Below are 10,866 nucleotides of genomic sequence, written 5' to 3'. Positions count from 1 at the left end.
CATGATGCGCAAGCAGCAGGCGAAGTACGCCCGGAATCCCGTGCCATCACTTGCCGAGCAATTCGAGATGCTCGCTGCCTGAGCCTATGGCGGGTTCTTGGCCATCCTCTCGTCCCCGCTCCAAATTTGCGACGCATCCCTTTGACGACGAGCCGTTCCTGGCGCCCCGTACCTATGATCTGCCGGAGCTGCCGTGGGAGAGCATCGCCGGACGGCTCGAGGCGAGCACCATCCGCATGCTCCGGTTCGACGCCCGGCTGGAAGCTTCCGGGCTTGCCGCTGGCTGGCAATCGCGCTGCGATATGAGCGAAGCTGTCCGGGCCCTGCTGCTGGATGGCCATCTCGTGGATGTTGGTGATCTGGTGCTGCACGATGCCGGCATGGACGTGCGCCATCCCACCCACGAGCTCACCAGGGCCGCCGCTGCCCTGCGCGCCCAGCGCACCGCCCTGGCCCGCAAAGCGCCTTGGCCGCTCTCCATCGACGGGCTGGCTGCCTTGCGCGGCATCGGCCCCGGGGCTGACGAGCCGTCCGTCCGGGCCAAGAGCAAGAGGCCCGATCCGGAGGATGACGAAGCGTATCCGCCCTATGCCAACGATGCCGATCCGTGGAAGGCGCATTTGGCCGAGATCGATGCCCTGCTCGACCGCACCAGCAAGGTGCTCGCCGGCGAGACCCCACTGCGCAAGAGCCGCTCGCATCTGGTCTACGATCCCGATCAGGACGAGGCCGAGGCCGAGGACCTATGGCTCGACGTGGTCCAGCGCACCAGTTCTTGGCCGGCGATTGCGGCGGCAGCGGTGGCCTGGAACGCGTGGCTGGATCTCAGCCTCTACACGCGCCTGCCCTGGCTCGGGCTGATCATGGCCGCCGCCATCCTGCGAGCGAGAGGGCTCACCGCCCGCTTGCTGCCCTTGGCTACCGGCTTCAAGCAATCGAAGTTCCGGCCGCAGGGTAGGGAAGGGGCTCTGGAAAAGCTTGAAGGCTTCTGTCAGGTGCTGGAGGAGGCGCTGAGCATCGCCCACAAGGATCTCGACCGGCTCATCCTCGCCCGCGAGCTGATGAGCCGGGTCACCAAAGAGTGCTGCTCCAACTCGAAGCTGCCGGGGCTGGTCGACCTGTTCCTGTCGCGGCCGCTGGTCACCGTGCCGCTCGGGGCAAAGCTCCTGAAGGTTACGCCCAAGGCTGTGGACCTCATGATGGCGCAGCTCGGCGGCGCCCTGCCCCGCGAGCTCACCGGCCGCACCCCCTACCGTGCCTGGGGCATCGTGTAAGACATCGATCCTCCCTGCATCCTCAGGCCGTGAGAGACACTCCATGAGAGTGAAATCTCACCTCACCTCCATCGGCAGCTCGCATCCTATGGGGGAACTCGAGGATCATTCATTGAGGTCAGCCCCGGGCGTCCCCATGTCTGGCGATGATGAACGACATTGCCATCGAGCCTGAAGCGCTCAGCTCTCCCCCTCTGATTGCAGCCAGCGGCTCGCTCCGGTGCGTCGGCGTCGAGATCGAGTTCCTGGGCCCGAGCGCTCAGGCTGCGGCCGAGGTCCTTGCGCATGATCTCGGAGGATCTTGTGTGACGGTCGATCCGCATGCCTTTCAGGTCACCGGCACCCGTCTTGGCAGCCTGTTGGTCGAAACCGACCTGCGGCACGTTCATCCCAACCGGCATCCGGAGCTCGGCCTGAGGCTGGGTCCTCGGGTAGCCGCCTGGCTCGGCACATTGGCCTCGCCCTTCGTCCCGCGGGAACTGATCACCGCCCCGATTTCCATCACCCGGCTGCCGGAGGTGGATACTGTCGTCCACAGCTTGCGGGCTGCAGGCGCCTACGGCCGCGGAGCCGTACTCTGGGACTCGCTGGGGCTCCACTTCAATATCGACCCGCCGCGTCTTGATGCGGCAACGGTGACAGCCTTTCTCAAGGCCTTTCTCCTCGTCAGCGACAGGCTCCGGCAGGAGACTGCCCATGGAAGCTATCGTCGTGCTCTCGTTCTTCCGCCGGATTACCCGCAGGCCTACAAGCGGCAGGTGCTCGATCCGGACTACTGGCCGGACCTGCCGAACCTGACGGACGACTACCTGGCCGCAAACCCGACCCGGAGACGGGCGCTCGATCTGCTGCCGCTGCTGACCCACTTCGATCAGGAGCGGGTGCGCTCGGTTCTGCCCCATGAGAAGATTGGGCCCCGGCCGGTGTTCCACTACCGGCTGCCGCAGGCCCATCTGAGCGACCCTGCCTGGAGCATCCTGCCGGACTGGGAGCGCTGGATGAGCGTGGAGCGGCTGGCGATGAGGCAGACCGCTCCAAGCCGACATCTGGTATAATCGTCATCAGCTTCTGTCCTGGACCACTGACGCTTGGAGCGACAGCCGTCAGGCACGCGCTCACGAACGGTGCGCCTTCCTAGATCGTCTGCCCGCGCTGATCCTCGATGATCATCGTGTCGACAAAGGCCTGAAATCGCTCTCAAGGAGTTCGAGCTTGAGTTCGATTGAGATCACTCGGCGCCGGTTCCGGTGTTGTCGATGATGACGGGCGTCTCGAAATACTCGATCTGGGGGGCTGCTCCGAAGCGGTTGGCAATCTGCTGGCGCCAGGCCTCGGAGTACATCATCTCGGCAGCCTCCCGGCTTTCCCAGAGATACACACCTCCTCCCGTCTGGTCCGCGCCGTGCAGGTAGTATTTTCGAATGAGCCCTGCTGCCCCCCGAAACTGTGGCACGGAATGCTCATAGATTGCCTTCACGTCGTCAGACGAGAGACCCTGGGGCAGCGGAAAGCGCACGATGGCCGTGATCATGATCAACTCCTTGGCTCACTGAAAGCAGAAATGCCCCAGTTGGACGAGGGTCGGAGTATCGATGGGAATTCTGCTGTTCGACGTGCGAGAACACACCCAAGCATCGATCCAGATCGCTGCTGCCGCCTTTGAGCCCTGCTGGCATGCCATCCCTCATCTCGTGTTGACGCCCAGGCGGTGGCGCGTGACATGCCGCACGGCGCCGAGCATGCCGCGAAGGCATGCTGGATCCAGATACCGGTCACACCACGAGGATCGCGATGCCTCTTTCTCCCGCCCGCGGGACGGCGCGCCTGCCAACCGGGCCAATCCTGCCTTACCTCGACCAAGGTGCGCCCGATGCTCTGCCGGTGGTGCTCCTGCATGGGATCACAGATTCCTGCCGCTCGTTCGAGCCCGTCATGGCCCACCTGCCCGGGGCGCTTCGTGTTCTTGCCCCCTCGCAGCGGGGACATGGCGATGCGAGTACTCCCGACAGCTATCGCCCGAGCGATTTTGCGACCGATCTCGAGGGATTTCTGGACGTGCTCCGCCTGCAGCAGGTGGTTCTGGTCGGGCATTCCATGGGGGCGGCAATCGCCCAGCGGTTCGCCATCGATCACCCGGAGCGCGTCTCTGCCCTCATCCTGATCGGCGCCTTCGCGGCGCTGGGGCGGAATCCAGCGTGCATCGAATTCGGCGCAGTCACACTGGCGACGCTCACCGATCCGCTGGACCCTGCCTTCGTACGTAGGTTCCAGGAGAGTACCCTAGCCCGAACCTTGCCGGAGCCGGTGCTGGATGGGGTCGTGGCGGAAAGCCTCAAGGTGCCGGCGCGGGTCTGGAAGGCGGCGTGGGCCGGGCTGCTCGCGGCGGACCTCACGTCGGAGTTGCCTCGGATCTCGGCCCCGACCCTGCTGGTCTGGGGTGACCGGGACGAGATAGCGCTTTGGACCGAGCAGGACGTCCTTCAGCGGTCAATCCCGCGCGTTCACCTTGATATCTTCGAGGGAGCCGGCCACGCGCCGCATTGGGAGGAGCCGGAGCGCTTCGCCGCACTTGTGAGCAACTCCGTAGCCTCTATCAAATGGCAGGCAGGATTGAGGACCGAGGCATGCGCCCGGCGGATGCGAGTGATTGAACGAGAATTGCCCCTTAAGCCGGCGATCGACTTGGGTTTGACCGAGCGAAGGTCGGCACCTGGAAACGCCGGCGGTAGGTGCCCGGCGTCATCCCGGTCACGCGCTTGAACAGGCGGCGGAAGAAGGCAGGATCCTCATACCCGACCCTCCAGCTGATCTCATCGACGGGCTCATCCGTCCGCTCGAGCCGGCGCTTGGCGTCTTCGATCCTGAGGCGCTGAACGTAGTCGATCGGCGCGAAACCCGTCGCGTCCGTAAAGCGCCGCTTGAAGGTCCGCTCGGCGAGGCCGGAGTGATGGATCATCTCCTCGACGGGGCTCGCGATGGAAAAATGGGTCGCAAGCCAGGCCTGCGCCTCGGCAATGGCGGCATCGCCGTGATCCCGGCGGCCTTGGAAGACGATGTAGGGGGCGAGCCCGTCATGGTGCCATTGCAACGCAAAGTAGCGCGCCACGGTCTGTGCTGCCGTCGCGCCAACATGCCGGGCGATCAGATAGAGCACGAGATCGTGCCAGGTCATCGAGGCCCCGGAGGTGATGAATTCCTCACGCTCGCCCGAGACCACCAGAACGCGCTCGGGGCTTAACGGCACGCCCGGGAACACCTTTGCGAATGCCTCGGCATAGCCCCAGTGCACGGTCGCCTCCCGGCCGTCGAAGAGCCCGGTCTCGGCGAGCAGGAACACGCCCGAGCAGGCCGAGCAGAGCAGGGCGCCCTCAACATGCATGCGCCGGGCCCAGTCGACGAGTTCCGGATAACGGCCGGTCCTCCAGCCTTCAGGCCCGAGCAGGACCGACGGAACGATGATGATGTCGGTTGCAGCGATCTCCGAGACGGCGCGGTGGGCGTCTACCGGGACGCCGCTGGCCAGCGCCACGTGGCCCCGCTCGGTGGCCACGATCTCGACCGTGAACGGCGGCGATTCCGGAATCGAGGGCTCCAGGCGGCCGAGCATACGGAACGAGCCCAGCACGTCGTAGATCCCGGTCAGGGTCGAGATGACCGCATCAGGGATGGCGACAAGGCTGACGTGCAGTGGGCGCGAGGTTCCCGGCATCGCAGGGCCTCCTGGCACAAATGGACCGTTCCTGGCCAGTCTCGCACTCCCGGTCTCAGGGGCCAACCGGCATCCTGCCTTGGACCTCGGCGCAATGAGCGCGGAGGCGTAAGGATGGAGCAACCGATGACGATCAATCAGCAGACGCTCGACACATTGGTCGGCCGGCTTCTCGGGGAGCTTTCAGCCGGCTACGGCGGCGTCATGGTGAGCCTTGGCGACAAGCTGGGCCTTTACCGTGCCATGGCCGGCCAAGGCCCGCTGAGCTCACATGAGATCGCCAGGCGCAGCGGCTGCAGCGAGCGCTATGTCCGGGAGTGGCTCAACTCTCAGGTGGCCGGCGGCTACATCGGCTACCATTCGGCGTCTGCCACCTACGAGCTGACGCCGGAGCAGGCCGCCGTCTTGGCCGACGACACCAGTCCGGTGTTCCTGCCGCATGCCTGGCAGGTGGTCGCCTCGATGTGGGCGGACGAGAACAAGACACTCAACGCCTTCAGGTCAGGAGAGGGCGTGAGCTGGGGCGAGCACAGCGATCGCCTCTTCTGCGGCGTGGCCGCATTCTACCGCAACTGCTACAGCGCGAGCCTCGTTCAGGAGTGGCTGCCGACCCTCTCAGGCGTCACGGCCAAGCTCGAGAAGGGCGCCAAGGTTGCCGACATCGGCTGCGGGCACGGTCACTCGACGGTGTTGATGGCCAAAGCCTACCCGGAGAGCCACTTCTGGGGGTTCGACGGCCATGAGGGATCGATCGAGATCGCCCGAAGGGTTGCCCAGGAGGCGGGTGTCGCGGAGCGTGTCCGCTTCGAAGTGGCCAAGGCTGACGAATACGCCAGGCACGCGTACGACCTCGTGTGCTTCTTCGACTGCCTGCATGACATGGGCCGACCGGTCGATGCGATGCGCTATGCCAGGGCTGCGATGGCCGGGGACGGGACGGTCATGCTGATCGAGCCGTATGCGGGGGATCGGGTCGAGGACAACATCAACCCGGTCGGCCGGCTCTATTATGCAGCCTCGACGACCCTGTGCTGCGCCCATGCGATCTCGGAGAAGGGAACGCATGTTCTCGGTGCCCAGGCCGGTCCAAGCCGGCTCGGAGACGTGCTGAGATCGGCTGGGTTCGGGACGGTTCGTCAGGCCGCCCAGACCCCGTTCAATCTGATCATCGAGGCCCGCCCGTGATCTGATCGCTGGAGGCCGAGGGGCCTTGCTCGCAATCCTTTTTATCTCTGAGGCAGGAGCGTCCAATGAACCATGGTGGTGATATCTGCGCGGGGCCGATCGGTGGCCTCTACCTGCCTCGCATGGCCTGGGACCTGCTGCGGCGAGAGAAGATCCAGACCCTTGACCAGCTCAAGGCCAATGTTCACCGGCTCGAGCAGGTCGACGGCATCGAGCCCAGGGTGGCGCAAGTGATCCGGCAGGCGATCGCCTCTACGGCACTGTCGGTCGCGTGGACGTCAGGTGAAGCGCCGCTGAGCCCCTGGTGCGCATGGATAAGGGGCATGTACGGAGCAGGAGGGATACGATTGCATCAGATGTTGTGGGACAACGCGGAGCGTTTGCGAGGATCCATCATTCACGAGCAGGCAAGCGCCTTGAGATGGCGAGCTTCACGAACTGGCTCACAGTCGGATTTTCACCAATGCAGGTATTCCATGTCCAGCCTCTCTGACTTTCAATCAGAGGGCCCTGGGTTCGAGTCCCAGCGCGCTCACCAATCTTCTCAATGACTTACCGGCGCATTGAGATCAGCTTCGATGAGCCCAGCAACCGTATAGCTACCATCGGAGTGCGGCAGAGCTTCGGCGATAAGGGTATCTGGCCTCGACTCGAGTAGCGGGTGGGGAGGGAGGTATATCTCCTCCGGTTCAACTGCAACCGTGCAACAGTTGCCCAAGCCAGGGCACCGAGCTTCCACCCACGGCGGTGATCGGATCTGTGGGATGGTCAGCCCCGCTGCCCCGAAAGTGTCCGGTTGCGCCGGACATAAAAAAGTACTGGAGGTTGACCTTAGGCCTCCCTTGGCCGTGACGTGATCTTGTAGTTTGGCGCCGCCAAACCCAGAGGCGTGTAAAGATAGCTGATCACAAGGGCCGGGATCCCTCGGCTGGCGATCTCCAGCAGTCTTGCGTGTGCCGGATGGGCGGCCAAGTCCGAGCTGATATGCGCCAGACCTTTGTTGGTGATGTGAAAAACCGTCAGCAGGGCCTTCTCAGCCTCTTCCTTATCGCCCTCGTACCGACTCAAGGCCATTTCGGGATCAACCATTTTCAGTGGCCCAGCCGCGTTCTTGAACTGCTCAATCCCGATGTCACTTGGCTGTCGTTTCTTTCTGTTGCTGAGGCTTCCGCCCTTCTCACACAGCCCAAAAAACTCGAGCAGCGCACGGCAATGCACCAGACCAGCCTCGATTGCTGGGTTGGTGAATGCGTTCAGGTTGCCCTCCATGACCTGCTTGCCGTCGACATGGATTGTCATCGATGGTGCGTTGGACCAGCTCGACCGCAGGCGTAGGGCGTAGTTCAGCGTATCGACTGCCTGCATCCGGTACGGGATGAGTTGCTGGAGTAGCTCAGTCTCGTTCATTGACAGTCAGCCCCAGTTAAGAGTCGAGATAGCCTGCTTCAGCGCCTACAATCCACACAGAAATGTACATCCTAAAAGGCACATCGAAATTCGCGCAACCAGCGCATTATCGGCTGCTGCGATCAGGTGCGGACTAGTTCCAGTCACAGCGACTTTCATGAGCAGGTTGATGAGGTCGAACTTCTGCTTATCGCGCCCAAGCTGACCTTCACACAGCCATGCCGATGGAGCGGTTTTGACCCATAGGAGACCTCGAACTATGTCGCCGAGTACAGGATCAATTCGTTACAACGAATGTGGCACGACTTCTATTGGACCGACCCAGCCACCACAGGCACTGCTAAGGTAATGGCGGTACCTGGTGACTGGCCCTTGATCTCAAGCTCGCCCCCAAGTTGCCCGATCAAGGATCGGATCAGCCGTGAGCCCAAGCCACTCTTCGGCGTCGTGTCCCTTAGCATTCCGACACCATGGTCCTGTACCGTCACCCGCAAGCTTCCCTGACCGTCCTCCCTGACAATGACGTCGATCGGACCAGGTGACCCCTCATAGGCGTACTTTACGGCGTTGGTCAGTAGCTCCGTGACCACCAGCGCCAGGACAACGGCCCTGTCAGTCGCAACCAGCACGGATCCCGCATGCACCTTGATGTGCTCAGCCCAGGCTTCGCCCCACGCTTCCAGCAGCCCCTCCCTGAGCTCCTCCAAGTAAGACCCGAAGTCGATGCTCTCAATATGATCCGAGCGCCACAGGCGCTGGTGCACCGTACTTACCGCCATGATGCGTCGGGTGGCTTCTTCGAACTGCGCTTTCACCTCCGCGTCGGGACTCTGCCGGGCCTGGAGCTGAAGCATCGAGTTGACAAGCTGAAGGCTGTTCTGAACGCGGTGGTTGACCTCGCGCATCAGCAGGTCCTTCTGCGCAAGCAGTACATCCTGATCGGCGAGGGTGCGGCGGAGCTGGGTATTCAGCTCCCTCAAGGTAGTCTGCTGGCGTAGCTCCAGCACAGCTCGGCGCAGGCGGCGCACCGCTTCGGTTTCAGCTAACGACCAAACCCGTGAGTGGTGCCGTACCGTCTCTTTCCAGGTCTCGAACGATGCACGCGGCGAGAGCTGATTCATGCCCTCGCCCGGCTCTGCAGGCTTGTGGGGATTCCCCGCCCAGTTGATGGTCTCAAGGTGTTCGGCACGGAACCACAGCAGGACTATGGGCTCCTCAGGTGACACGACCGTAGCCAGTAATCCGCTGGCTTCTGTGGCGAAGGCTTCCACTGCGCTGTGGTGCTGAACCAGGCTGTGGGTCACAAAGGTGTCTGCTGGAGCGGACCTCAGCAACCAGTCTGCCAATGCTCGGGTCTGAGTCTCCGATGGAGTATGGCCTGCCAAGCTTACTCGGCTGCGGAACAGAACCGCGACCCCATCGCAGGGCACAAGCTTCTTCAGTTCCGCCGAGGCACTCAGCAGACCTTGCTCGATGGAAGTCGCACGTGTGAGACCTTCAAGGAAAGCATCACGTGCGGCGCTCAGACGCGCCGTTTGGCGATGCAGCTCGGCATCCTCCCGCGCCTTGATCTGCTGGCTCAGGATCTGCCCAACATGCTTGCAACTCTCGCGCAGCTCGTAGGGCACCAGCTTTGGAGAGCTGTGGTGGCAGGCGATGAGGCCCCATAAGACTCCATCCACCACCAGCGAAACCGACATGGAGGCTGCTACCCCCATGTTCTTGAGGTACTGCACGTGAATGGGCGAGACGCTACGCAATGAGCAGTCGCTCATGTCGAGGGGTTTGCCAGAAGCCGGATTCACAGAAGGAGTGACGGGAGCCGGCCTGTAGTCAACATCTGGAATGACCCGGATGAGGTTCTGGAGGTAGAGGGCTCGCGCCTGCTTCGGAATGTCGGAGGCTGGAAAATGATGGTTGAGAAACGGATCGAGAGTGTCGCTCTTGGCTTCTGCCACCACGGAGCCGGTGCCATTGTCCAGGAAGCGATAGATCATCACGCGGTCAAAGCCGGTGAGCCGCCGGAACTCGCGGCTTGCATACTGAAGGAGTCGGCTGAGGTCGGGGGCAGCATCAAGTTCAGCACTAATCCGGCGCACCCCTGCCAGCATCTGGGCGGCTGTGGCGGGGTCAGGGGTACTGGGTTCGATCTCCAGGATGAGAACCCCGTCGCGCCTATGAGCAGTCAGATCCAATTGTCGGGTAGGGTCAGTAGGAGCTGGAAAGGAGCCGAGATAGAGCGGCTCGGTCAGCTTCAGGTCCGGCGAGTGGAGCAGGGCTGCGGCGGCAGGTCCGAGAGCAGCTTCGACATCCTCGGCGATGAAGTCCTCGACTGCCCGCCCCATTGTGCGTTGCGGCTCACCGGCGGCTTGCCAAATAGCCAGTGTTTCGGGATCGAGCGTGAGGAGGATGCCATGTGGCTGGATGGAGCCAGGCACATGGATCGGCTCTCGATCACAACTGGTGAGATCGAGAGGTTGAGCAGATTGTGTCATGCAGAAACTTAACCGGAACTGGGTCTATCGGTTCCGAATGGAACGGGTAGACCGACGCTGTCAAGGCCCGTCGGAAGGGCCGCTTGTGGCACGTTCCGGACGGGAGACGAACGTCCGCCTCGGACAGGAACATCGGACGTTCCTGTCAGTGAACGAATTTCACTGCATGGCCTCTTCCGGAAATTCGGCAATTGCCAAATGTGGAAGTCAGGAGCGGCAGATCTTGCCCTGATCCGTTGTCAGATCGCCGTATAGCCACCATCAACCGCCAGAACGGCGCCAGTGACATAGCTGGCCTCCTTCGAGGCGAGGAACACAAACCGGGCGGCAATCTCGTCGAACGTGGCCTGCGGCCCCAGTGGTGTGAACCGCCGGATGCGCTCCTCGGACGCTGGGTCAGCGTGGACCGTCACGCCTGCCAAGATGTTCTGGACATAGCCCGCCGCGACGGCATTAACCCGGATCCAATGCTCCGCCCATTCGACGGCCAGGGTGCGGACAAGCTGGTTGATGCCGCCCTTGCTCGCGACATAGGGAGCGAGCGTCGGCGCGCCGACGCTGCCGGCAATGGACGACGTGAAGCTGATCGCACCGCCGCGCTGCCCCTGTTCGATCCACCGCTGCGCGGCCCTCTGGGCGACCAGGAACACCGCCGCTGGCGAGAAAGCTCTCGCGGCCGCGGGCACAGCCCATCCGGTGTTATCGCCAATGCGAACCACCACTGGTATCATGGTCAAGACTGTTGAAACGTCCCGCGCGTTGAGGGATCGGCCGCGGACGCAGCAGGAGCCTACCC

10 protein-coding genes are annotated in these 10,866 nt (G+C 63.0%); 5 read left to right on the top strand and 5 right to left on the bottom strand.

What is annotated here, in order from left to right; translation table 11 throughout:
• Positions 1 to 86 precede the first annotated feature (86 nt).
• Entirely contained in the window at positions 87 to 1,274 is a 1,188-nt protein-coding gene (locus OCW50_RS29675) for an RHE_PE00001 family protein (protein WP_262300087.1), read from the top strand.
• Positions 1,275 to 1,423: 149 nt separating this feature from the next.
• Positions 1,424 to 2,329, top strand: a complete 906-nt coding sequence (locus OCW50_RS29670; protein ID WP_262300086.1) for an amidoligase family protein — start codon at positions 1,424 to 1,426, stop codon at positions 2,327 to 2,329.
• Between the two features lie 173 nt (positions 2,330 to 2,502).
• Here OCW50_RS29670 and OCW50_RS29665 read toward each other — a convergent pair whose 3' ends face one another.
• Entirely contained in the window at positions 2,503 to 2,805 is a 303-nt protein-coding gene (locus tag OCW50_RS29665) for a monooxygenase (protein ID WP_262300085.1), read from the bottom strand.
• A gap of 260 nt (positions 2,806 to 3,065) precedes the next feature.
• Here OCW50_RS29665 and OCW50_RS29660 point away from each other — a divergent pair, with 260 nt between their 5' ends.
• Complete coding sequence (locus OCW50_RS29660; RefSeq protein WP_262300084.1) at positions 3,066 to 4,034, top strand: alpha/beta fold hydrolase; 969 nt, start codon at positions 3,066 to 3,068, stop codon at positions 4,032 to 4,034.
• Here the strand turns inward: OCW50_RS29660 and OCW50_RS29655 are convergent.
• Complete coding sequence (locus tag OCW50_RS29655; RefSeq protein ID WP_262300083.1) at positions 3,940 to 4,983, bottom strand: GlxA family transcriptional regulator; 1,044 nt, start codon at positions 4,981 to 4,983, stop codon at positions 3,940 to 3,942. The two genes, OCW50_RS29660 and OCW50_RS29655, sit on opposite strands and share 95 nt — an antisense overlap.
• 126 nt (positions 4,984 to 5,109) lie before the next feature.
• Here OCW50_RS29655 and OCW50_RS29650 point away from each other — a divergent pair, with 126 nt between their 5' ends.
• Together OCW50_RS29650 and OCW50_RS29645 are read left to right on the top strand one after the other, a co-directional pair.
• Positions 5,110 to 6,168: a class I SAM-dependent methyltransferase gene (locus OCW50_RS29650; RefSeq protein ID WP_262300082.1), complete on the top strand. Its 1,059-nt coding sequence runs from the start codon at positions 5,110 to 5,112 to the stop codon at positions 6,166 to 6,168.
• 65 nt (positions 6,169 to 6,233) lie between these two features.
• Positions 6,234 to 6,719: a hypothetical protein gene (locus OCW50_RS29645; RefSeq protein WP_262300081.1), complete on the top strand. Its 486-nt coding sequence runs from the start codon at positions 6,234 to 6,236 to the stop codon at positions 6,717 to 6,719.
• Positions 6,720 to 6,999: 280 nt separating this feature from the next.
• Here the strand turns inward: OCW50_RS29645 and OCW50_RS29640 are convergent, their stop codons facing one another.
• The 3 genes from OCW50_RS29640 to OCW50_RS29630 form a co-directional block, all read right to left on the bottom strand.
• The gene (locus OCW50_RS29640; RefSeq protein WP_262300080.1) at positions 7,000 to 7,575 is read right to left on the bottom strand and encodes a hypothetical protein; all 576 of its coding nucleotides are present in this window, start codon (positions 7,573 to 7,575) and stop codon (positions 7,000 to 7,002) included.
• A 308-nt stretch (positions 7,576 to 7,883) separates the two neighbouring features.
• Positions 7,884 to 10,070, bottom strand: a complete 2,187-nt coding sequence (locus tag OCW50_RS29635; protein ID WP_262300079.1) for a histidine kinase dimerization/phosphoacceptor domain -containing protein — start codon at positions 10,068 to 10,070, stop codon at positions 7,884 to 7,886.
• 239 nt (positions 10,071 to 10,309) lie between these two features.
• Entirely contained in the window at positions 10,310 to 10,789 is a 480-nt protein-coding gene (locus OCW50_RS29630; RefSeq protein WP_262300078.1) for an SDR family NAD(P)-dependent oxidoreductase, read from the bottom strand.
• Between the last annotated feature and the right edge of the window lie 77 nt (positions 10,790 to 10,866).

Origin of the sequence: Microvirga sesbaniae, from assembly GCF_025460805.1 — a bacterium.
GTDB lineage: Bacteria > Pseudomonadota > Alphaproteobacteria > Rhizobiales > Beijerinckiaceae > Microvirga > Microvirga sesbaniae.
This window is presented reverse-complemented; position numbering and strand designations above follow the sequence as displayed.

What these genes read in the sequence shown, in the direction of transcription:
- OCW50_RS29675 (WP_262300087.1), top strand. Translation starts at nt 87, where the DNA reads ATGGCGGGTTCTTGGCCATCCTCTCGTCCCCGCTCCAAATTTGCGACG.
- OCW50_RS29670 (WP_262300086.1), top strand. Translation starts at nt 1,424, where the DNA reads ATGAACGACATTGCCATCGAGCCTGAAGCGCTCAGCTCTCCCCCTCTG.
- OCW50_RS29665 (WP_262300085.1), bottom strand. Translation starts at nt 2,805, where the DNA reads ATGATCACGGCCATCGTGCGCTTTCCGCTGCCCCAGGGTCTCTCGTCT.
- OCW50_RS29660 (WP_262300084.1), top strand. Translation starts at nt 3,066, where the DNA reads ATGCCTCTTTCTCCCGCCCGCGGGACGGCGCGCCTGCCAACCGGGCCA.
- OCW50_RS29655 (WP_262300083.1), bottom strand. Translation starts at nt 4,983, where the DNA reads ATGCCGGGAACCTCGCGCCCACTGCACGTCAGCCTTGTCGCCATCCCT.
- OCW50_RS29650 (WP_262300082.1), top strand. Translation starts at nt 5,110, where the DNA reads ATGACGATCAATCAGCAGACGCTCGACACATTGGTCGGCCGGCTTCTC.
- OCW50_RS29645 (WP_262300081.1), top strand. Translation starts at nt 6,234, where the DNA reads ATGAACCATGGTGGTGATATCTGCGCGGGGCCGATCGGTGGCCTCTAC.
- OCW50_RS29640 (WP_262300080.1), bottom strand. Translation starts at nt 7,575, where the DNA reads ATGAACGAGACTGAGCTACTCCAGCAACTCATCCCGTACCGGATGCAG.
- OCW50_RS29635 (WP_262300079.1), bottom strand. Translation starts at nt 10,070, where the DNA reads ATGACACAATCTGCTCAACCTCTCGATCTCACCAGTTGTGATCGAGAG.